The sequence below is a fragment of the Sciscionella sediminilitoris genome, assembly GCF_000737195.2.
GTDB lineage: Bacteria > Actinomycetota > Actinomycetes > Mycobacteriales > Pseudonocardiaceae > Sciscionella > Sciscionella sediminilitoris.
In genome coordinates, this window is record NZ_JALM01000040.1 from 1 (window position 1) to 21,607 (window position 21,607).

Below are 21,607 nucleotides of genomic sequence, written 5' to 3' on the forward strand. Positions count from 1 at the left end.
GATTCAAGGGGAAGCTCACTTTTCGGCCCGCTGCACGGCGGGGCGACCGCCGGAGTGGTGCACATGCTGGAGAGGCTGCGCGATACCGGAAGCGATATCGACGGCCTGCTCACCGGGGTCAAACAGGGGCGCCCCGGGGTGAAGCTCATGGGCTTCGGGGACCGCGTCTACCGCAGCCACGATCCGCGGGTGGAGATCGTGAAGGCCACCGCGGACCGGCTGATCGGCAAGAACGGCGCCGATGACGCGCTGCTCGACATCGCCAAGGAACTCGAACAGCGCGCCCTCTCCGACGACTACTTCACCGAACGCGGGCTCTACCCGAACATCGACTTCTACACCGGGCTGATCTACCGGGCGATCGGTTTCCCGACGGAATACTTCTCGGTACTGTTCGCGATCGCCCGGCTACCCGGCTGGATCGCCCACTACCGCGAGATGTTCCACGACCCGGCGACGAAGATCGACCGTCCGCGCCAGGTCTACACCGGTCACCGGCTGCGCGAGTACGTCGAGTTCGGGCAGCGCTGATCCGGCTCAACCGCGCTGGTATTCCTCCCAGGTCACCTTCTTGACCTTGGGGCCGTCGTCCTTGCCGTGACTCGCGAGCCCGTTGAGCCCCTTGAAGTAGTCGCCGACCTGAGCCTGCGCCTGCGGGGCCATATCGGTATCGCTGATCGCGACCGCGTGGATGTGGCGGGCGAAGCCCTGCGCCGGGGTGCGTTCCCATGCGGCGAACCCGACCTCGCGCAGGGCCTTGACGGCCTTGCTCCGGTTGCCGATGTTCTGCACCGAGATGTCCACGACCCCGCCGCCGTCGTGGGTGCCCGCGGAGCCGCCGACCCCGCCGGGATTGTAGGAACCCTGGGTGAGGGAGAAATTCATTCCCGATTTCTTCCCGGCCGCCTTGATCATGCTCGCGGTCCGCTTGTTGACGGTTTTGCCGTTCATACTCGTCTTGGCGCCGACCGTGATGGTGTGGTCGAGCGAATAGCGGCCGCTGCCGAGTTTGGCCAGCGATCCTTTTCCGGGGAATCCGCTCGCGGCGAGCCCGGTGTAACCGAGGGATTTCTGGTATTTCTGGTACGCCTTGACGGTCACCGAGCCGAAGTGGCCGTCGACGTATTTCTTGTCCAGCAGTTTCTTCGCGGCGAGCGCCTCCTCGACGGTCTTGACGCTGTCCCCGGCGCCCGGGGTGACCGACTCATCGCTCTTGTAGGGGTCCCATTGCGCCGCCTTGACGACCGACTCCATGTTCACCTTCGTCGCGGCGGCACCGTCGAGTGCCGTTCCGGTGAGCAGCGCCCCGGACAGCGCGGTGACCATGGCGGCGGCTGGCAGAATACGCATGCGCTTCTCCTCAGTGGCAGCTGTTCTTGCTGGTGAAACTGGTGTGCCCGTAGTAGGGGACCGCCTTGCCGTTGAGCACGACCTTCAGCACCGTCCCGCTGTGCCGCTGTTCGAAGTGCAGGTGCGGGCCGGTGACCCCGCCGGTGGAGCCCGCCTTGCCGATCTGGGCGCCGAGCGCGACCTTCTGGCCTACCTTGACCTGCTGGGCGGACAGGTGCGCGTACCGCGTGGTGTAGCCGCCGCCGTGATCGATCTCGACCCAGCGGCCGTAGCTGGTGTTGCCCTCGTTGCGCACCTTGCTGACCTTGCCCGCCGCGGAGGCGAGCACCGGGGTTCCGGTGATGCCGGATTTCTGGAAGTCCACCGAGTACTTCGGGTTGTGCCCGCTGAACGTGGCGGCGGTCGCGGTGTAGCCGCACTTGAACGGCATCTGGAAGTTCGGTTTGGCGGCCGCCTGCGCCGGGCCGGCGATGCCGAGTGTCACGGTCAGCGCCGCGGTGAGCACCCCACCCGCGGCGAACATGCGTTTGCTGTTGGTCATGGCCGGAAGACTGCCGCACAGCCGGACGGTCCGGTAGCGCTCGCGCCGATTCGTTGACGGCCGGGACCGCGCGCGCGACCGCGTCTGACAGTGGAGTTCCGGCGTTTACAGTGCGCACGGCCGGTTTAACCACCCGTGGTAGGCTCCGCCCCGCCAATCTGGGCGGCTCGTGTAAGACGGTGTCAAACCGGACGAGTCAGGCGTGGTTGACAGGTGCTGAACGGGGGCGGGACATGTCCGAGAGACCCAACGGCCACCGCCCGGCCGCCCTCGAATCGTTCATCGGCGAACTGGTCGAGCTGCGGGCCGCGGCCGGGCAGCCCTCGTTTCGCCGGATGGCCGAGAAATCCGGCGCCGTTTCGCACGCCACGCTGCACCAGACGGTCGCGGGCAACCGGCTGCAACCGTGGGAGACGGTCCGGGAGTTCGTGCGCGCCTGCGAGGGGGACGAGGAGCACTGGTGCGGACGGTGGGCACGGGCCAGGACCGAGCTCGCCGAGAACCCCGCGCCCGCGCCGGAACCCGAGACCGCGCCGGAGCCTGGACCGCGGCCACCGCGCGGTTCCCGGTTCCGCTGGTGGTTCCTCGCCGGGGTCGTGCTGGTGCTGCTCGCCTGCGCGGCCACCGTACTCGTGGTGCTCACCAAGGGAACCGGTCAGCGGGCGGAACCGGGGGTGCCGCGCTATCCAGGGGATGCGAGCCGGTTCCTGGCCGATGTGACCGTTCCGGACGGCGCGGTCGTCCGGCCCGGGCAGCGGTTCGTCAAGGTCTGGGAGATCCGGAACGATGGTTCGGTCCCGTGGCACGACCGGTATCTGGCGCGCGAGGACTGGCCACTGGAACCACACGACTGCCGCACCCCGCGCCGGATCCCGGTCGGGGACACCCTGCCCGGTGAGCGCATCAAGGTCGGAGTCGAGGCCACCGCCCCGGAACTGCCCGGCGACTGCATGGTGCGGTGGAAGATGACCGACAGGGCCGGACGGACGCTGTTCCCCTCCGCCCGGCCGGTCTACTTCCTGGTGCACGTCGCGCGCTGAGCGCTCACCGCAGTGCGCGCCGGAACAACGCGGAACGGATCTTCGGATCGAACCAGGTCGATTTCGGTGGCGTGGTCGCACCGGCATCGGCGATCGCGAGCACGGCATCGATCGAGGGCGGATGCGGCAGGAACCCGATCGTCTCGTGTTCGGCGCAGAAGGCGGCGACCTCGGCCGCGGTACCGGAAAACGGCGTGGCCGCACCGATCCCGAAGACCGGGGCGAGGACCTGCTCGTCCAGGGTGACCACGTCGAGCTCGGCGCGGTCCCCGGCGAGCCGCAGCCGGTACCAGTTCCCGTCCAGCCACATCGCCACCTCGCCGGGCGCGGACTCGGGAACCGGATGCGGTTCGACGGCGCGGACCGGACCGGCCGCGGTGAGCCTGGCGAGCAGTTCGCGCGCCGATTCCCCGTGCGGGCGCGGAACATGGCGGTGATAGCCGAGGATGCGCAGTTCCTCGGCGGGAAACACGGCAGCGAGGGTGAACGCGTTCGCGGGCTGCTGCTCGAGTTCACCGGCCGACAATGCCGCCCCGTCCTGATCGGCGGCGGCCATCCGGTGGTGCCCGTCGGCGATGTAGAGCAGCTCGGTCGCGGCCAGTTCGGCAGCGGTGGCGCGCAACAGCTCCGGATCCTCGCACACCCAGACCTGGTGGTGCGCGCCATCGGGAGTGGTCACGCTGGTCCACGGCGGGTGCCCGGTGATCCGGGCGAGCAGGGAACGCAGCGCGGGACGGCCGGATTGCGCCAGGGTCACCGGGACCTGTTCGAAACCGTCCGCGGCGCGCTGTTCGGACAGCAGGCGCACCCGGTCCGGCTGGGTTTCCTCATGCCTGCGGATCCGGCCCGCGCGGTAGTCGTCCACGGCGACCTCGACCAGGATCCCGGTCTGCCGGTGCCCGCCGGATTCGACGCGGTACACCACGACCGAGGGCACCGGGACCGCGATCTCCCGGTCCTCCTCGGTGATCAGCCGCAGCCGGGGAGCCCTGGTGCGCAGCACATCCGTGGGCACGGTCAGCGGCGCGCTCACGGCGCACCACCGGAGGAGAGCGCGAGCCCGATCGCCTCGCGGTTCACGCAATGCCGCAGCCGTCCCTCGGTGAAATCGGCCAGGATATGCAGCACTTCCTCGGCGACCGCCTGCTGTGCCTGTTCGGTCGAGGCGCCGATGTGGTGCGTGCCGTGCACATTCGGATGCGCGGCCAGCCGCGATCCGATCGTGCCGGTCGCGGACGCCGGTTCGTCGGCGAACACGTCCAGCCCGGCGCGCAGTCCCTTGCTGTCCAGTGCGGCGAGCAGGGCCGGTTCATCGATCAGCTCGCCCCGTGCCGTGTTGAGCAGGATCGCCCCCTCGGGCAGTTCCGCGAGCAGTGCGGCGTCCACCAGGTGCCGGGTGCCCGCGTTCGAGGGCAGATGCAGGGAAAGCACATCGCAGGTGCGGGCGAGTTCGGGCAGCCCGTCGACATAGCGCATCCCGATCGACCGCGCCCGGCTCAGCGTCTCCGCATCGCGGCCCGCCTTGGCGAGCGTGTACACCGAGGCACCGAAGGCCACCGCGCGCTCGGCGAAGGCGAGCCCGATCCGGCCGAGCCCCACGATGCCGATGCGGCGGCCCTTGATGCCGCGTGCCACCGCGAACCGCTTCTTGTCCCAGCGCCCGGCCCGCAGCTCGGTCACCGCCTCCGGAATGTGCCGGTCCAGGGAGAGCAGCAGCCCGAAGGCCAGTTCGGCGACCGCGATCGCGTTGCGGCCGGGCACATTGCACACCGCGATCCCGCGTTCCCCGGCCGCGGCCACGTCGATCGTGTTGGTGCCCGAACCCGCGCGGATCACCAGGCGCAGATCCTCGCCCGCCTGCAGCGCCTCGGCCGGGACCGCCGTGCTGCGCACGATGAGCACCTCGTACCCGGGCAGCCGGGCGGGCAGGTCCGCCGCGCCCAGTTCCGGGGCATCCGTGCAGTGGTGCCCGAGCGCGGTGAGTTCGGCGCGAAAGTCGTCCGGCAGCGTGTCGGCGAGGAGGATGTTCATCGACCGCTCCCTTCGCCATCGGAGGGGATTGTTGCGCATTACAAGTCTTGTTGCTTATAGCGCAATGATGGCGACTGTTGTCCAGGCGCGTCAATACCCTGGTGCGATCCGATGTGTGCGGAGCTACGCGGTCACCATGCGTACCGCGGCCGCCACCTCCGCGCGTGCCGAGGCATCCAGCTCGCGCAGCGGTTTCGGCAGCGCGGGGGACTCGGTGAGGCCGAGGTGCGCCGCCGCGGCCGCGACCACGCGAATGCTTCCGTAGCGCTGAAACAGATCCATCAGCGGACGCATCCGCATGGTCAGCTCGTCGACCGGTTCGCCACCGGCGATGGCGCGAGTGAGCGCGAGGCACGGCTCCGGGAGCAGGCCGCCGAGCACGCTGAACCACAACCGGGCACCCGCCTGCAGACCCCCGGCCGCGAGCGGGTCGCCGCTGACTCCGACCGCCACCCGTTCCGGGAGCAGCGCGCGCAGCGCGGCGATCCGTTCCGGCGCGCGTTCCGCGGGGACCCCGGGGATCTTGATCGCGCCCACCGCGGGCAACTCCGCGATCCGCGCGTACAGCTCATCGCTGAACGTGAAATGCGTCGTCCCCGGATTGTCGTAGACACAGAGCGGAACCGAGAGCTCCTTCGCGACATCCGCGTAGAGGCCGAACACCTCGTCCTCGGTGAGCTGCTGATAGGAGACCGGGGCCAGCAGCACCGAGGCCGCGCCCGCCTGCTGCGCGTCCTCCGCGAGCGCCAGCACATCCCGGGTGCGCAACGCCCCGATGCCGATCATGACCGGGATTCCCGCCGCGTGCTCCACCGCGGTGCGGGCCACCGCCGCCCGTTCCGCGCGGTCGAAATACGGATACCCGCCCGTCGAGCCCAGCGCCCCGATCGAGTCCACACCGGCGTGCGCGAGCCGGGTGACCAGTCCGGCGAACGCGCGCTCATCGATTCCCTCCTCATTGGCCGGGGTGAGCGGGAAGGCACTGAGTCCGGTGAACATGGTGTCCTCTCATCGATCCGGTGCGACCTGTTCACCGTAGCGGCGAGGCGACCGTGTTCTCGTCCGGTCCCCGGGCCTCGTTCTCGTCCGGTCCCCGGGCCTCGCCGGGATTCGTTACAGCTACTCGTGCGTCGTTTTGTATTCGTTATCTTCGGTCAGGACACTTATCGATTGGTGGAAAACATTTGTTACAGGGTTCGCGCGATTCGATACCTTTGGACTCGGCCGTTCGAGGCGTTGTGTTACATGTTGGATGGAACACGCGATATGGGGTTGTCATATCGATGTGAAACATTGAGGATGACTGCGGTTCGGAAGTTCGTTTTGTGGGGGATTCGGGGATCTCTCCAGGAGTGGGTCGGAGAGCAAGTATGCCCAAGAGGGGTGAAGGAAGTATGCACAGACGCGGTATGCGGTTGTCGGCGCGAATCGGTGCGGTGTCGTTGGCGGTGGTGACGGCGTGCTCGGTGGCACCGTTGGCATCGGCGGCCCAGCATGGCGGATCACACCGGGATATCTCGGCTCGGACCGCCGAGATTTCGCGGTCGTCGGAGCAGGACAGGGTTCGCGCGGCGGCGGTGCTGGGGATCGAAGCGGGGCCGAGCCTGCTCGTGTTGAGCGACAAGGACTTCGTCTTCGAACTGTGGCGTCACGCGCAGGACAGGCCGGAGGTGCGGGAGTCGGCAGAGCGGGCATTCTCGGGTTCGGCGCAGGATTGTGTGAACTGGATTCAGCGGGGGATTTTCGAAGCGAAGGAACGCGATGACCGGAACGCGGAGGCGGCGCGGCTGGCGCGGGAGGCGAAACAACGTGCGGCCGCTGCCGTGGGCATCGTTGCCACTCCGGAACTGCTGATCCAATCGGATCAGGGTTTCGTGTTCGAGATCTGGAGGCAGGCGAAGGGGCCGAAGGTTCGTGCGGCGGCACTCGAGGCGTACCGGGGCACGGCCGAGCAGCAGAAGGCCTTCATCGAAGAGGGGATTTTCGCGGCGCACAAGCAGGATGTGCAGGACGCGATCGACCGGGAGGAACAGGAACGCAAGGAGAAGGAGACCATCCAGGAGGAGCGGGAGGCACGGCTCCAGGCGGCGGCGGTTTTCGGCAAGGTTCCCGAGGAGAAGATGTTGAACGCGCCGCAGGCCACGTTTGTCTATTACATCCAGAACCTCGCCATGGGCGACGTGTACAAGCACGGAGAGGTCTTGAGCGCGGCGGACAAGGCGCTGCGCAGTGGGGACGATGCCGTCCTGCACGAGTTCATTCTCCATGGTTTTGCCGAGGCGAACCAAAGCGACATCGAGATTGCCCGGAACTGGGGGAACTAGCATCGTGCTGGGAAGAACCGTCGGCACGCTCGTGGCCGGGGCCGCCGCACTGAGCCTGATCGCCGGATGCGGCAGCGCGCCCGGGGACAACGCCGAGAAGTCCCGTGCGGCCCCGGAAACCACGGCGATGCCGGAACTCGCCGCCACGGTGACGGAGAAGCAGCGTGCGGCGAACACGATGCGTTTCCGGTACGAGCTTGATGCCGGATCGGACCGGCAGAGTGGCAGTGGCGCGCTCGACCTTGCCGCGTCCGGGATGCGTATGGAACAAGGTGGGCAGGGCGCTTCGACGACCATCATCAGTGCCAAGGACGCCACCTATGTGTCGGTTCCCCCGGAGGATCGTGCCGACTATGGCGGCAAGGCATGGATGAAGCCCGACAAGGGTAAGCACGATCTGATGACGACCCTGATCGGCAAGCTGACGGGTCTGCTCACCGGCTATGTCGATCCGGCGCGGAGTGTGCAGCGGATGAAGGCCGCGGGAACGGTGGTCAGGACCGAGAACGCCACGGTCGACGGAACCCCGGTCGTGCACCACTCGCTACGCCTCGACACCCGGAAACTGCTCCGGTTCGATGCCGAGGAGCAGAAGAAGCTCTTCGGCAATGACCTGGATCCCGGGATGGCGCGGCAGATCGATGCGAGGACTCGCGATCAGGTCGCCAAGACACCCGCGAGCCTGCCCGCGGAGCTCTACCTCGATCGGGGGCAGCAGTTGCCCGTCAAGGCCGTTTTCGACAGTCCTGCCCTCGAAGGTGCCAAGTCGCCGAAGACCGGCAAGGTCACCGTGCGCTACAGCGACTGGGGCAAGCCGGTCTCGATCAAGACCCCGGCCCCGAACGAGGTGGCGGACGCCGCTGACCTTATGGGTGATCTCGATGCCGCGGAGACCGGGCGAATCGAAGACGACGACCCGTTGCTCAAGGAGCTGGAAAGCGCGGAAAAGACGTTGGAACAAAAGCATCGTTCGGCCGAAGAGCTGGACAGGATGTCCAAGCGTCTCAACGCTGCTGTCGAGAAGGCGCAGCGAGAAGGACACTGAGCCAGTAGCCCGTCAGCGGGGCAGTCCGTGCTGGTAGGCGAGCGCCACGGCATGGGCTCGGTCGCGGGCGCCGATCTTGCCGAGCAGCCGGGAAACATAGGTTTTCACGGTGGCCTCGGTGAGGCCGAGCGACTCGGCGATCTCGGCGTTGGCCGCGCCGCTCGCGATATGCCGCAGGAGTGCGGTTTCCTGTTCGGTGAGGGTGCCGAACAGGGAATCGTTCCCGGCGGGCAGGTGTGCGCCGATGCTGTCGAGCAGGACGCGCGTCATGGCGGGGGACAGGTCGGCGTTTCCTTCGGCGACGGAACGGATGGCGGCGAGCATGCGTTCGGGTGGGGCGTCTTTGAGCAGGAATCCGCTCGCCCCGGCGCGCAGTGCGTCGTGCAGGTAGTCGGTGCGTTCGAAGGTGGTCAGTATCAGTACCTTCGGCGCGTCCTGGGCGCGCCGAATCCGTGCGGTGGCGGTGATTCCGTCGATGCCGGGCAGTTGGATGTCCATCAGCACGACGGTGGGCTCCCACGTGCTGGCGCGCTCGATGGCTTCGGTCCCGGTCTCGGCTTCACCAGCCACTCGCAGGTCAGGCTCGGCGTCGATGAGCATCCGCAGGCCCATTCTGGTGATCGGCGCGTCATCACAGATCAGCACGGAAGTCTTGGCGGTTACTCGGGCACCTCCAGCCGTGTGTGCACCGTCCAGCCGTGCTCGGTGCGTCCCGCGGTGAGTTCGCCGCCGAACAACCGCGCTCGTTCGCGCATCCCGGCGATCCCGAAGCCCGGTTCGGTGTTCACCATGGTCGTTCCGTCATCCCGGATCTCGATCTCGAGTTCGCCTGCTGTGCGGCGGTAATCGATGTCGATCCGGGCCGCGTCGGAGTGGCGCAGCGTGTTGGTGACTGCTTCCTGCACGATCCGGTAGGCGGCCGAGTCGACGGGTTTCGGCAGTTCTCCCGGATCCCCGTGCACGGTGATGCTGATCCCGGCGGCGCGTGCGGGTTCGGTCAATGGCCCCAGTTCGGTGAGGGAACCGGATTCGCGCGGTTCCTCGGACTCGCGAAGCGCCCGCACCAATGCCCTCGTCTGGGTCATGCCCGCGCGGCCAGTGCGCTCGATCTGGTCGAGCGCGGTGAGCGCGGCTGCGGGTTGCTGATCCGCGAGGCGGCGCGCGCCCCCGGCGAGCACCACCATGCCGCTCATCGTGTGGGCGAGCATGTCGTGCAGTTCACGTGCCAGCCAGGCGCGCTCATCCGCGGCGGCGCGTTCGGCACGGGCCCGCAGTTCGCCGATGGATGCGGCCCGCATCGCGGTGTAACGGCCGGCGAACCATGCGGTACCGAGATATCCGGCGACCCCGAGCCCACCGGCGAAATAGGATCGTGCACCGAGCCCGGGTGGCATCACGGTGAACATGACCAGGAGAAAACCCGCCGCTGCGAGAGTAAGCAGCAGACCGGCGATGCGGCGTGGCCGGGCGCCGGGACAGGCGGCGAGTGCGTGTACCGCGGGCCAGGTGGTGCACAGCAGCGGCACCGCGAGATCGGCGCGCGCGAACACCGCGGCGGCCAGAGCCGCGATGAGCACGGCGGCCACCGGGGCCGGGTGCCGGCGTCGGATCAGGAGTAGACCGCCGCTGACAAGCGCACAGCAGGCCGCGAGCCAGGTGTACTCACGCCACGGACCGTAGGCGAGCACACCGAGCACGACCAGCAGCGCCGAAACCAGCATGTCCCTGCGGAGCTGGCCCAAACGCTCGAACCAGGCGAGTGGACTCCACACAACGAAAAGCGTACTCAGTTGCCCAAGGTTGACCGGTCGGATCAACTCCGGGGGATCGGTGATCGGACTGTGGACCGATGTGCGGGCGGTGCGCGCGCGGATAACGTCCACCGGCGAGAACCGCTGGGAGGGCACATGGTTACCAGACAACGAATCGCGCTACTGCTCACCGGATTGGTCGTGCTGACCGGAATCGCCGCCGTGCCCGCATCCGAGGTGCCGTCCTCGCCCTGTGCCGGAGCAACCGAACGGTGCACCGCGAGCATCCGGGTTCCGCTCAACTGGGCAGATCCCGACTCACCTCGCCTCTCGATTCCCTATGTGTGGCTGCCGCATCGCGATCGAGAGGAAGCGTCCGCAGGCACGATCCTCGGCCTGCAGGGCGGGCCGGACCAGGTCGCGGATCCCGGCAGTGTCAAGGAATTCACCACGGCGCTGGGCTCCACGCTCGCCGATCACGATCTGCTCATCGTGGAGCGGCGCGGATTCGGCGAGTCCACTGCCTGGAAGTGTCCGGAGCTGACGGTGCACGATCCGGCCACGATCACCGCCTGTGCGAACCAGCCGCAGGGCCGGTACGACAACACGGCGCAGCGGGTGGCCGATATCGACGCGGTGCGCGTCGTGCTCGGGCTGGATCGGCTGATCTTGTACGGGAATTCCTACGGCAGCGTGGACGGTCCCGCCTATGCGGCCAGGTATCCCCGGCACACGGCGGCGGCGATCCTGGACAGTCCGAATGATCCCCTCGATGCGCGAACCGGTTTCGCGCAGGGCATGGATTTCCCGCATATCCAGGCTGCGCAACTGGCGACTGTCCCGGTGCCCTGTGCCCGGTCCGTCACCTGCCGGGTGCTTCCCGGCACGGCGCGCGGCCGTGTCGAGCAGCTGGTGACTCGGCTGCGCGCCCATCCCGATCCACGAGTCTCACTGCAGGGGCTCAACTCCGTGCTCGCCTACCGTATGCCGTGGACGGCACAGCAGCTCAATGGTGCGGCCGCGGCTTACCTGGCCGGGGACAAGGCACCGTTGCGGCGGCTGGTTTCGGTGGCTGGTCCACCGCCCGGTCAACAGGATCCGGATCCGATGCTGCGCATGCACCCGCCCGCGTATCTGGCCTACTTCTGCAATGACTCGGAGTTCCACTTCGACCGCTCAGCCGGTGCCGCGCAGCGCAGGAAGCAGCTGGCCGACTATCGGAGGACGCACCCCGAACGGCCGATGACGACCGCCGAGGCCTTCGGTCGCTACGGCGCCTACGAGGACTGGTGCGCGAACTGGACGACCGGAGTGGTCGATCCACCGGTACCCACGGCCGCGCGTTATCCGGACATTCCGGTGCTCACGATCGCCGGGACACTCGACGCCGGGGCTGTGTCCAGCGCCCGGCAACTCGCCGCGCGCTTCGGGAAACGGGGGCAGACCCTGGTCGTGCCGTTCGGCACACACGCCGGTTCGCTGACTCCCTCGATCTACCGGCCCTGTGTCGATGCGGCGATCCGTTCGTTCATCACCGCTCCGCGGCGCCCGGTCACCGATCACTGCAGCGGAGAGAACTTCCGCGCGCTCGGCCGGTTCCCGCGTGGCGCCATGGACTGGCCCGCGACCGCCTACTACACGGCCGCCGATGCGGTCGCGCCGTTCAACCCGAACAATGCCTTCGGACCTTCGGAAGTGCCCGGTCTGCGCGGCGGCACGATCACCCATCGGGACAACCGGGTCACGCTGAACGAGGACCGCTTCCTACCGGGCACCGCCGTCTCAGGCACGGTCGAGCTGACCGGGGACGGCACCGCGCACGCCCGGCTGCGGACCGCGGGGCACCGGATCGAGCTCAGCTGGCGGCCCTGGGTGGCGCGGGAAACCGTCCGGCTGCGCGGCACCGCGGACGGGCGGCCCTTCTCGTCGGTGCTGCCGCGCACCTCCTGAGTGCTATTCGTCGAGGCGCTGGATGAGCTGGTACCCGGTCGCCGCCGAGAACCGCGCGGTCAGGGCGTAGCGGTCACCGCGCACCAGGGTGTGCCGCCATTCGACCGGTTTCCCCTGGGTGTAACCGAGCCGGTTGATGGAGAAGGCGGCTTCCTCGGCCGGGCAGCGCAGCTGGGCGCGTTCGGCGGGGGTGGGCTGCACGGCGTGGATCTCTTCCTCGCCCGCGTCCAGGCGTACCCCGGCCCTGGTGGCGAGTTCGTTGTACAGGCTGGTGTGCGTGAAGTCGGCGTCGAGCAGTGGTTTGGCGAGCGCGGCCGGTAGCCAGACGCGGTCGAGGGCGAGCGGTTCCTCCCCGGCCAGCCGCAGCCGCTCCAGGTACACCAGCGGGGTGGAGGCTTCGAGCTTGAGCCGTTCGGCGATGAGCGCGTCGGCGCGGGTGTCGAAGGCGCGCACGATGCTGTTCTGGGCGAGCCCGGCTGCCTCGACGGAGGCGAACAGGCTGTAGAGGGCGCCCATCGGCTGCTGGATCTCCGGCGCGGGCGCGACCCGTGGCTGGCGGCCGCGTTCGGCGATGATCACGCCGTCGCTGCGCAGCTGGCGCAGGGCCTGGCGCACGGTGTGCCTGCTGACCCCGTACTCCTCGACCAGTGCCAGCTCACCTGGGAAAAGCTCGGTGAACTCGCCGGCTTCCAGGCGAGTGAGCAGTTCGCGCTGGAGCTGGCGCCACAGGGGTTCGGTGCCAACCCGATCGAGTGTCCTTCTCGCCATGCCCGCACGGTACCGGTTGTCAAATGTGCGTACCTCTCCTAACGTAAATGTGCGTACATTTACGGAGTGAGGTGAGCGCCGGTGGTGTCCACGGCTACCGAGACGGATCGGGAAGTCCGGCCGTCCTGGCAGGCGAACGTGTCGAAGCGGCTGCCGGGCCTGGTGATCGCCCTGGTGGTGGCCGCGGTGGCGACGGTTCTCGGCCAGTTCGTGCCGATCGTCGGCGGCCCGGTGTTCGGCATCCTGCTCGGCGCGGTGGCCGCGGCGGCGGTGCCCGCACTGCGCGGGGAACGGCTCGCCCCCGGTTACGCGTTCGCGGCCAAGCCGGTGCTGCAGGCCTCGATCGTGGTGCTCGGAACCGGTCTCTCGCTGACCCAGGTGGTCAAGGTCGGCGGGGATTCGCTGCCGGTGATGCTCGGCACGCTCGCGGTGGCGCTGCTCGGGGCCTGGCTGCTCGGGCGCGCGCTCGGAGTGCGCGGAGACACCCAGACGCTGATCGGAGTGGGCACCGGGATCTGCGGCGCCTCGGCGATCGCGGCGACCACCGCGGTGATCAACGCGAAGCAGACCCAGGTCGCCTACGCGATCGGCACGATCTTCACCTTCAACATCGCCGCGGTGCTGCTGTTCCCGCCGATCGGGCACGCGCTCGGGATGAGCCCGCACGCGTTCGGGCTGTGGAGCGGTACCGCGATCAACGACACCTCCTCGGTGGTGGCCGCGGCGTACTCCTACGGCGGTGACGCGGGCGCGTACGGGATCGTCGTGAAGCTGACCCGCACGCTGATGCTGATCCCGATCGTGCTCGTGCTCGCGGTGCTCACCGCCCGCAAGCAGGCCACCGGCGGGAAACTGCGGCTGCGCACCATGCCCTGGCGCAAGATCGTGCCCGCCTTCCTGATCGGCTTCGTGGTCGCCGCGACGCTGGACAGCCTCGGCGTGTTCCCGGAGAGCTGGCATCCGGTGCTCTCCGCGGTCGGCACCTTCCTGATCACCACCGCGCTCGCCGGGATCGGGCTCTCCCTGCGGTTCTCCGATATGCGCAAGGCGGGGCACCGTCCGCTGCTGCTCGGCGCCCTGCTGTGGATCGCGGTGGCCGCGAGCAGCCTCGGACTGCAGGCGCTGACCGGGACCATGTAAAGGGGCTACCGTGAGCGGATGCCGGAGGAACCGGGCGATTCGCTGCTGATCAAGGTGCGGGCGATCGTGGAGACCTGTGCGCGCAACGAGGTGCTCGGGCTCAACGAGCTCGCCAGGCGCAGCGGGGTGCCGAAGGCCACGGTGCACCGCCTCGGCGCGGAACTGCTCTCCTGGGGCGTGCTCGAGCGCCACGACGGGCGCTACCGGCTCGGTCCCCGGCTCTACGAGCTCGGCCTGCAGGTGCCGCGCAATCTGAAGCTGCGCGCGGCGGCGCTGCCGTTCATGGAGGACCTGTTCGCGAGCACGCAGGAAAGCGTGCACCTCGGGGTGCGCGGGGACCTCGAACTGTTCCGGATCGAGCGGTTCCTCGGGCCGCGCGGGATCTCCGCGAGCCGTGCGCCGAACCGCAGCCCGCTGCACTGCAGCGCGAGCGGGAAGGTGCTGCTCGCGTTCGCCGAGGAGGATGTGCTCGCCCGAACGATCGAGGCCGGTCTGCGGCCGCGGACCCGGTTCACCATCACCGATCCGGACACCCTGCGCGCGAACATCGCCGCGGTGCGGGACAGCGGCTACGCGGTGGACCGGCAGGAGCACGCGAGCGGTTGCGATGCGGTCGCGGTCCCGGTGTTCGCCGGGGACGCGCTGATCGGCTGCCTTTCCCTGGTCGCCCCGCCGGACCGGTTCGATCCGCGCAGGCTGGTGCCCGCGCTGCAGACCGCGAGCCGCGGGCTCGGGCGCACCCTCGCGCTCTGAGCACCGGTCCGGTCAGCGGACCGATGGGCTTGGAACTCGCCGGAACCGGGCCGAAGATCGGCTGTGCCCCGGTACATCCCGGAATGAGGTAGGTCATGCCAAACTCGGTTACCTCGCCCGTTCGAAACAAGCCATGGAAAGTGGTACTCGCGAGCTACGCCGGAAACGCTCTGGAATGGTACGATTTCTTTCTGTATGCGACGGCGGCGGCGCTCGTACTGAACAAATTGTTCTTTCCACCGGCCGCGCCGTTGATCGGCACCCTCGCCTCGCTCGGCACCTTCGCGGTCGGATTTCTGGCGCGCCCCATCGGCGGTGTGATCTTCGCGCATTTCGGTGACCGGATCGGCCGGAAGAAAGTACTGGTCGTCACGCTGAGCCTGATGGGGATCTCCACCTTCCTGATCGGTGTTCTCCCGACATACCACCAGATCGGCGTGTGGGCCCCGATCCTGCTGGTGCTGCTGCGGGTGATCCAGGGTGCGGCCGTCGGCGGGGAATGGGGCGGCGGAGTGCTGCTGATCAGTGAGCACGTCCCGGCGCGCAGGCGCGGTTTCTATTCCTCGTGGAGCCAGACCGGCGTGGTGACCGGATCGGTGCTCTCCTCGTTGTTGTTCGCCGGAATGCAGGCGATGCCGAGCGAGCAGTTCCTTTCCTGGGGCTGGCGTATTCCGTTTCTGCTCAGCATCCTGGCCGCCGCGATCGGGCTGGCGATCCGCTCGCGTATTTCGGAGGCTCCGGAATTCACGGCGGCCACCGAACAGAAACGGTCCCGGCTGCCCGCATGGGAGGCGATCCGGAAGTATCCGCGCAGCGTGCTGATCACCCTCGGTGCCCGGCTCGCCGAGAACGGCGCCTCCTATATCTTCCTGACCTTCTCCCTGGCCTATGGCACGCATATCGGGCTCGGCGGGAACACGGTGCTGATCGGGGTCGTGGTGGCCTCGGCGATCGAGGGCGCATCCATGGTCGGTTTCGGCGCGCTCTCCGATCGGATCGGGCGGCGCCCGGTCTATCTGGCGGGCGCGATCGGGCTCGTGGTGTTCGCCTTCCCGTTCTTCCTGTTGTTCGACACCCGGGTTCCGGTGAACGTGTGGCTGGCGCTGACGATCGCGGTCGCCGGTTGCCACGGCGCGATGATCGGCACCCAGCCGAGCTTCTTCTCCGAACTGTTCGGGGCGAACGTGCGCTACAGCGGGATGTCGCTCGGCCACGAACTCGCCTCGGTGATCGCGGGCGGTCTTTCCCCGATCATCGCGGTCGGTCTGCTCGGCTGGGCCGGTTCCTCCTGGCCGGTCGCGGTGTATCTGATCGTGCTCGGCGTGCTGACCGCGATCGCGGTGTTCGCGGCCAAGGAAACCCGGCCGGGGGAGCGGACCCCCGGCAAACAGGTGCTCACCGAAGGAGCGGCATGACCGAAGCGGGCATCACCGGCAGCGGGGAATCGCCCTATCAGCGCCATCCGGGCGCGGACATCACGACCGAGAGCGTGCTCACCGATGCGGCCGCGCGGGCGCTGCGCGATGCCGGGCGCGGATTCGCGGATGTGGACGGGCTCGCCGTCGCCAGTTTCACGCTCGCCCCGGATCACGCGGTGGACCTCGCCTGGCGGCTCGGTCTGCGGCTGCGCTGGATCTCCGAGGACACCAACGGCGGCGGGTCCGGGATCAACATGCTCGGCCACGCGGTGCGCGCGGTGACCGCTGGCGAGTGCCGCACGGTGCTCGTGCTCGCCGGGGACGCCTTTCCGCCCGGCCGGTTCCACGAGCTGGTCACCGGATACAACCGCGCGACCACCGAGCACCTGGCCCCGCTTCCGCTCGATGGCCCCAATGCGCTGTTCGCCCTGCTGACCCAGCGGCAGCTGCGCCGCCATGGCCTGGAACGGGCCGACTACGGCGCGATCGCGGTGCGCCAGCGGAGCTGGGCCGCACACAATCCCGGTGCCGTGTACCGCGCCCCGCTGACGATCGAGGAGTACCTGGCAGCGCCCCCGGTCGCCCCGCCGCTGCACCGCTACGACTGTGTTCCGGTGGTCACCGGGGCCGATGCGCTCCTGGTGGAGGCCGATCCGGGACCGGGCGGGGTTCGGGTGCGCGCCATGGGCACCTCGGTCAATCCGGACGATCAGGACGGCGATGGTCTGGTCACCGGGATCGCCGGGATCGCGCCCGAGGTCTGGGAACGGGCCGGATGCGGACCGGAGGACCTGGACCTGGTTCAGGTGTACGACGACTATCCGGCGATGGTGCTCGCCCAGCTCGCCGACCTCGGTCTTGTTCCGGACGGGGATCTGCGCAGGTTCCTGCACACCCGCTGGGAATCCTTGCCGTGCAACACATCCGGAGGTCAGCTCTCGGCCGGGCAGGCCGGAGCGGCTGGCGGGATGCACGGTCTGGTCGAGGCGGTGCGCCAACTGCGCGGCCAGGCAGGGCAGCGCCAGGTCGGCGCCCGCCTCGCCGCGGTGACCGGCTACGGCATGGTGCTCTATCGCTATGGGGCACTCGGCAATCTCGCGGTATTGGAGGCCGTATGAGTGAAGGGATCCCGATGCGCGACTGTCTGCGCTGTCATCATGTGCACTTCCCGCCGCGGCCGGTGTGCCCGCGCTGCCACGGCACCGAGTTCGGCACGGTGCACGCCGTGCACGGTCTCGTCGAGGAACTCACCGAGGTGCGCGAGGCCCGGATCGGTTCGGTGCGCTCGGAGGCGGGCCCGCTCGTGGTCGCCGCGCTGCCCGCGGATGTGGAACCGGGAGCGCGGGTGCGGTTGTCGACCGGGCCCGGTGGCGCTTATGTTCCGGCAGGTGTGGCATGAGGGGGCTGCCGCTTTCCGAGTGCACGCTTCCCGCGCTGCTCGAACGCCAGGCGAACCGGTTCGGGGACCGGGACTTCCTGCGGATCGGCGAACTGCGGCGCAGCTATGCCCAGGTGCGGGATGCCGCCGCCGTTGCGGGAGGAACCCTTGCCGCACAAGGGATCCGTCGCGGCGATCAGGTTGCGGTGCTGGCCACCAACCGGGTCGAGCTGCTGGACACGGTGCTCGGCTGCGCCTGGATCGGCGCGGTCGCGGTTCCGCTGAACACCGCACTGCGCGGCGAGGGACTGCGGCACGCGCTCGCCGATTCCGGTTCCCGGCTGCTGATCGCGGAGACCTCGCTGATCCGGCACCTCGCCCTTGTCGAGCGCCCGGAACGGCTGGAGACGGTGTGGGCGCTGGACGGGATTCCCGAGCAGCCACCGCCCGGATACCAGATCGTGCCCGTGCCGGAACCCGCCGGACCGGTCGTGGCCGCCCCGGTGGAACCCGGCGAGACCATGACGATCCTGTACACCTCGGGCACGACCGGCCCGGCCAAGGGGGTCTGCTGCCCGCAGGCTCAGCTGTACTGGTGGGGTGTGCACGTCACCGAGGCGCTGGGCATCGTCGAGGGCGATGTGCTCTACACCTGCCTTCCGCTGTTCCACACGAACGCGCTCAACGCCTTCGGTCAGGCACTCGTCGCCGGGGCGGAATACGTTCTCGGGCAACGGTTCTCCGCATCGGGGTTCCTCGGCGAGCTCGCCGATTCCGGGGCCACGGTGACCTATCTGCTCGGCGCGATGGTCAATATTCTGTACAGCCGCCCGGAAAGCGCGGCCGACCGGGCGCACCGGGCCCGGGTGGCACTTGCCCCGGCGACCCCGGCTTCGCTGCAGCGCCCCTTCACCGAACGGTTCGGCATCACGCTCGTGGACGGATTCGGCGCCACCGAGACGAACATGGTGATCGGGGCCGGACCGCGGGAACAGCGGCCCGGGTATCTCGGCCCGGTACGCGCCGGATTCGAGGCGCGGGTGGTGGACGAACACGACGCGGAGGTCCCGGACGGCACTCCGGGGGAACTCGTGCTGCGCCACGAGGAACCGTTCGCCTTCGCCACCGGGTACCACGGCCGCCCGGAGACCACGGTCGAGCAGTGGCGCAATCTCTGGTTCCACACCGGTGACCGGGTGATCCGGGAACCCGACGGCTGGTTCCGCTTCCTCGACCGGATCAAGGACGCGATCCGGCGCAGGGGAGAGAACATTTCCTCCTTCGAGGTGGAGCAGGCGGTCGGGCTGCATCCGGCCGTGCAGAACGTGGCCGCCTTCGCGGTGCCCTCGGAACTGGCCGAGGACGAGGTGATGGTCGCCGTGCTGCTCGAACCGGAACAGCGGCTCACCGCGGAGGAGCTGACCGAATTCTGCTCCGCGCGGCTGGCCTATTTCGCCGTGCCGCGCTATATCGAATTCGTGACCGAGCTGCCACTCACCGCCAACGGAAAGGTGCGCAAATCGGTGCTGCGGGAACGCGGCCGTACCCCGCGGACCTGGGACCGCGAGGCCGCCGGATACCAGCTGTCCCGCTGAGCGCGCGTACGCTCGGCCGTCGTGTGGTGGGGTCTGGTCTGCGCGGCGCTGGCCGCCGTGCTCTACGGGATGGCTTCGGTGTTGCAGGCGATCGCCGCGCAGGCCGGGCCGGAGCACGCGGCTCCCCGTGCGTTGTTCCGGCTGCTGACGCACTGGCGGTACCTGCTCGGCTTCGCGCTGGACGGACTGGGTTTTCTCGCCCAGGTGCTCGCCCTGCGCACGCTGCCGTTGTTCCTGGTCCAGGCGATGCTCGCGGGCAGCCTCGCGGTGACCGCGCTCGGAGCCCGGTGGCTGATGCGCACGGCGCTGGCCCGTGGTGAATGGCTCTCGGTGCTCGCGGTGGGCGCCGGTCTCGCGCTGCTCGGAGCGGGCGCGGCACGGGAAGGGGCGGCGCACACGGGTACGGCGTTCCACCTCGCGGTGCTGATCGCGGCGGGTGGGCTCGCCGTACCTGCCTGGCTGTCCGCCCGGTTACCCGCCCGGGTCCGCGGACCCGTTCTCGGCCTGCTCGCCGGGTTCGCGTTCGGTGCGGTGGCGATCGCGAGCCGGGTGTTCGATCCGGCGGTGTGGTTCGCGGACCCGGCGGCCTACGCGATTCCGGTGGCGGGCGTGGTCGCCGTCCTGGCCTTCGCCGCCGCGCTGCAACGCGGCCGGATCACCGTCGCCACCGCCATGATGGTGCTCGGGGAGACCCTGCTGCCTTCCCTGATCGGGTTCACCGCGCTCGGCGATGCGGCCCGCCCGGGCTTTCTGCCGCTCACGGCCCTGGGATTCGCGGTCGCGGTCCTCGCCGCCATCGCGCTGGCGCGGTTCGGCGAACCCGGCCCGGTTCACGCCTCTCCGGAACGTGATTAAAGCGAATTTGATCGTTTCATTGACTTTTCCCGAATCGGATTTTGCCGTCCGCTAACCTTTTCTGTCCGGCGCATAACCCGGAAATGGCAGGGTATTCTGGTGGAAATGGTTTTTCGCCGCCGGGGGACAACCCGATCCCGGTCCGGGCGTCTTGATGGGCAGAAATGAGTTCCGAGGGAGGTGCGGTGTGCCCGGTCATTCCGATCACAGTGCGACGGTGCCGACGTTGCCGGAGAATGTGCTGGATGCCACCCGTGCCACCGGTCCGTGGGAAGCCCCGTGGATCTGGATCCTCGCGGCCTGCGTCACGGTGCTGCTGATCGCGGGGGCGTGGTGGCTGCGCCGGCGAAAGATCGCGCGCTGGAGTTGTGTCGCGGTGGCCTTGGTGTGCGCCGTTTTCACGGTCGCGGCCGGGGTGAACAGCTACGTCGGGTATGTGCGCACCGATCATGATCTGGCGCGGTTGCTCGACCGCGGCGGCCCGGCCACATCCTGGCTCGGCGGGTGGCTCGGGGGCGATCAGCAGCAGGATCCCGAGCAGCGCGTGGCGGCCGCGCGGTTGCACACCTCAGCGACACCGAGCGGCAACGGGGATCCGGTGCTGCAGCGGATATCCATCGCCGACCCGTCCCTGCACATTCCGTCCGGAACCACGAATGTACTGCTGCCGCCCGGCTATTTCGATCCGCGGAACGCGGCCAAACGGTATCCGGTGGTCTACTTGATCCACGGCTATCCCTACGGGGGACCCGACGACTGGTTCACCGCGGGAGACGCGATGAACACCGCGCAGTTGCTTTACCGGCAGCATCTCGTGCAGCCGATGATCCTGGTCGGTGTGGACATGACCGCCGGTACCCCGAGCACCGATTGGGAATGCCTCGACGTGCCGCACGGTCCGCAGCTGGAGAGCTACCTGACCGGCACCGTGGTGCGCCGGATCGATGCCGCGTACCGCACGATCCCGGACCGCGCGGGCCGGGCGCTCGGCGGGATGTCCGGTGGCGGGTTCTGCGCGCTCAACGCGGGGCTGCACCACACCGAGGAATACTCGACGATGCTGATCACCCTGCCCTACGACGATCTCGGCGATTCGGCGGCGCTGCTCGGCGGCAACCGGGCGCTGGTGCGGGCCAACACCCCGCGCGCGTACCTGCCCGGAATGCGGTTCCCGTATCCGATGGCCGCCCTGGTCGATGTCGGCACCGGAGCGCCGACCGATGTGACCACCGGAAACCGGATCGTCCGCGCACTGCAGGCCGATGGGCAGAACGCCGTGCTGCACAAGGAATACGGCTTCAACCACACCTGGCACACGGCGCGCGCGGCGCTGCCCTATCTGCTGGCCTATGCCTCCCAGCAGTTCAGCGCCCCGCCGACGCAGACGCGAACCCGGCCGCTGCCCGTTCCGCTGCTCGCCGGCAGCGCGCCGGTTCATCGGGCACACCACCGCAACCACCGGGCCATCTGACGGTCTCGGTGCTCTGGCACACTTCACCGTGTGTCCACACACGACCACGCGGAGACCGAGGGCAAGCCGAAAAAGAAGGGTTCGTTCTGGAAGGAACTGCCCATTCTGATTCTGGTCGTCCTGGTGCTGACCTTCCTGATCCAGACGTTCGTCGCGCGGGTGTTCTCGATCCCTTCCGGGTCGATGGAGCAGACCTT

General features: G+C 68.8%; 20 protein-coding genes and 2 pseudogenes. 14 read left to right on the top strand and 8 right to left on the bottom strand.

The window, feature by feature from the left end:
• Window positions 1-531, top strand: a 531-nt coding sequence (locus tag AD72_RS18560) for a citrate/2-methylcitrate synthase (protein WP_031467799.1), incomplete at its 5' end; no start/stop codon positions are given.
• A 6-nt stretch (window positions 532-537) separates the two neighbouring features.
• Here AD72_RS18560 and AD72_RS18565 read toward each other — a convergent pair.
• Both AD72_RS18565 and AD72_RS37635 read right to left on the bottom strand, forming a co-directional pair.
• Complete coding sequence (locus tag AD72_RS18565) at window positions 538-1,350, bottom strand: peptidoglycan-binding domain-containing protein (protein WP_031467800.1); 813 nt, start codon at window positions 1,348-1,350, stop codon at window positions 538-540.
• 16 nt (window positions 1,351-1,366) lie between these two features.
• A pseudogene (locus AD72_RS37635) lies at window positions 1,367-1,873 on the bottom strand (M23 family metallopeptidase); the annotation flags it as partial.
• Between the two features lie 251 nt (window positions 1,874-2,124).
• Between AD72_RS37635 and AD72_RS18575 the strand changes: the two are divergent.
• Window positions 2,125-2,931 (top strand): NBR1-Ig-like domain-containing protein, encoded by an 807-nt coding sequence (locus tag AD72_RS18575; protein ID WP_037346402.1) that lies wholly within the window; start codon window positions 2,125-2,127, stop codon window positions 2,929-2,931.
• Between the two features lie 4 nt (window positions 2,932-2,935).
• Here the strand turns inward: AD72_RS18575 and AD72_RS18580 are convergent, their stop codons facing one another.
• The 3 genes from AD72_RS18580 to AD72_RS18590 all read right to left on the bottom strand — a co-directional run bounded on the left by AD72_RS18580 (window position 2,936) and on the right by AD72_RS18590 (window position 5,961).
• Window positions 2,936-3,964 (bottom strand): DUF1015 family protein, encoded by a 1,029-nt coding sequence (locus tag AD72_RS18580; protein ID WP_051898760.1) that lies wholly within the window; start codon window positions 3,962-3,964, stop codon window positions 2,936-2,938.
• Complete coding sequence (locus AD72_RS18585; RefSeq protein ID WP_031467804.1) at window positions 3,961-4,962, bottom strand: NAD(P)-dependent oxidoreductase; 1,002 nt, start codon at window positions 4,960-4,962, stop codon at window positions 3,961-3,963. The genes AD72_RS18580 and AD72_RS18585 overlap by 4 nt, the downstream gene beginning before the upstream one ends.
• A 123-nt stretch (window positions 4,963-5,085) precedes the next feature.
• Window positions 5,086-5,961, bottom strand: coding sequence for a dihydrodipicolinate synthase family protein (locus tag AD72_RS18590; RefSeq protein WP_031467805.1), 876 nt, complete (start codon window positions 5,959-5,961; stop codon window positions 5,086-5,088).
• A gap of 410 nt (window positions 5,962-6,371) precedes the next feature.
• Between AD72_RS18590 and AD72_RS18595 the strand changes: the two genes are divergently transcribed.
• Together AD72_RS18595 and AD72_RS18600 are read left to right on the top strand one after the other, a co-directional pair.
• Window positions 6,372-7,286: a hypothetical protein gene (locus AD72_RS18595; protein ID WP_031467806.1), complete on the top strand. Its 915-nt coding sequence runs from the start codon at window positions 6,372-6,374 to the stop codon at window positions 7,284-7,286.
• Complete coding sequence (locus tag AD72_RS18600; protein WP_484592864.1) at window positions 7,228-8,331, top strand: SCO4651 family lipoprotein; 1,104 nt, start codon at window positions 7,228-7,230, stop codon at window positions 8,329-8,331. Before AD72_RS18595 ends, AD72_RS18600 begins: the two co-directional genes overlap by 59 nt.
• Window positions 8,332-8,343: 12 nt before the next feature.
• Here the strand turns inward: AD72_RS18600 and AD72_RS18605 are convergent, their stop codons facing one another.
• Both AD72_RS18605 and AD72_RS18610 read right to left on the bottom strand, forming a co-directional pair.
• A complete protein-coding gene (locus AD72_RS18605; RefSeq protein WP_031467808.1) occupies window positions 8,344-8,976 on the bottom strand; it encodes a response regulator in 633 nt (210 codons plus the stop codon).
• A 14-nt stretch (window positions 8,977-8,990) separates the two neighbouring features.
• Window positions 8,991-10,103: a sensor histidine kinase gene (locus tag AD72_RS18610; RefSeq protein WP_156365260.1), complete on the bottom strand. Its 1,113-nt coding sequence runs from the start codon at window positions 10,101-10,103 to the stop codon at window positions 8,991-8,993.
• A 135-nt stretch (window positions 10,104-10,238) separates the two neighbouring features.
• Here AD72_RS18610 and AD72_RS18615 point away from each other — a divergent pair, with 135 nt between their 5' ends.
• Window positions 10,239-12,032: an alpha/beta fold hydrolase gene (locus AD72_RS18615; RefSeq protein WP_055731206.1), complete on the top strand. Its 1,794-nt coding sequence runs from the start codon at window positions 10,239-10,241 to the stop codon at window positions 12,030-12,032.
• A 3-nt stretch (window positions 12,033-12,035) separates the two neighbouring features.
• Here the strand turns inward: AD72_RS18615 and AD72_RS18620 are convergent, their stop codons facing one another.
• Entirely contained in the window at window positions 12,036-12,800 is a 765-nt protein-coding gene (locus AD72_RS18620) for a GntR family transcriptional regulator (protein WP_031467811.1), read from the bottom strand.
• Between the two features lie 81 nt (window positions 12,801-12,881).
• Between AD72_RS18620 and AD72_RS18625 the strand changes: the two genes are divergently transcribed.
• The 9 genes and pseudogenes from AD72_RS18625 to AD72_RS18665 all read left to right on the top strand — a co-directional run.
• On the top strand, window positions 12,882-13,940 hold the full coding sequence (locus AD72_RS18625) for a YeiH family protein (protein ID WP_031467812.1): 1,059 nt from the start codon (window positions 12,882-12,884) through the stop codon (window positions 13,938-13,940).
• Window positions 13,941-13,958: 18 nt separating this feature from the next.
• The gene (locus AD72_RS18630; RefSeq protein ID WP_051898762.1) at window positions 13,959-14,693 is read left to right on the top strand and encodes an IclR family transcriptional regulator; all 735 of its coding nucleotides are present in this window, start codon (window positions 13,959-13,961) and stop codon (window positions 14,691-14,693) included.
• 95 nt (window positions 14,694-14,788) lie between these two features.
• The gene (locus AD72_RS18635; protein ID WP_343123733.1) at window positions 14,789-16,108 is read left to right on the top strand and encodes an MFS transporter; all 1,320 of its coding nucleotides are present in this window, start codon (window positions 14,789-14,791) and stop codon (window positions 16,106-16,108) included.
• Window positions 16,105-17,229, top strand: coding sequence for a thiolase family protein (locus tag AD72_RS18640; RefSeq protein WP_031467815.1), 1,125 nt, complete (start codon window positions 16,105-16,107; stop codon window positions 17,227-17,229). Before AD72_RS18635 ends, AD72_RS18640 begins: the two co-directional genes overlap by 4 nt.
• The gene (locus AD72_RS18645; protein ID WP_031467816.1) at window positions 17,226-17,510 is read left to right on the top strand and encodes a zinc ribbon domain-containing protein; all 285 of its coding nucleotides are present in this window, start codon (window positions 17,226-17,228) and stop codon (window positions 17,508-17,510) included. Before AD72_RS18640 ends, AD72_RS18645 begins: the two co-directional genes overlap by 4 nt.
• On the top strand, window positions 17,507-19,084 hold the full coding sequence (locus tag AD72_RS18650) for an ATP-dependent acyl-CoA ligase (protein WP_031467817.1): 1,578 nt from the start codon (window positions 17,507-17,509) through the stop codon (window positions 19,082-19,084). Before AD72_RS18645 ends, AD72_RS18650 begins: the two co-directional genes overlap by 4 nt.
• 21 nt (window positions 19,085-19,105) lie before the next feature.
• On the top strand, window positions 19,106-19,939 hold the full coding sequence (locus AD72_RS18655; RefSeq protein ID WP_031467818.1) for a hypothetical protein: 834 nt from the start codon (window positions 19,106-19,108) through the stop codon (window positions 19,937-19,939).
• A gap of 217 nt (window positions 19,940-20,156) precedes the next feature.
• A complete protein-coding gene (locus tag AD72_RS18660) occupies window positions 20,157-21,410 on the top strand; it encodes an alpha/beta hydrolase-fold protein (protein WP_231644887.1) in 1,254 nt (417 codons plus the stop codon).
• A 30-nt stretch (window positions 21,411-21,440) separates the two neighbouring features.
• Window positions 21,441-21,607, top strand: a pseudogene (locus tag AD72_RS18665) (signal peptidase I); the annotation flags it as partial.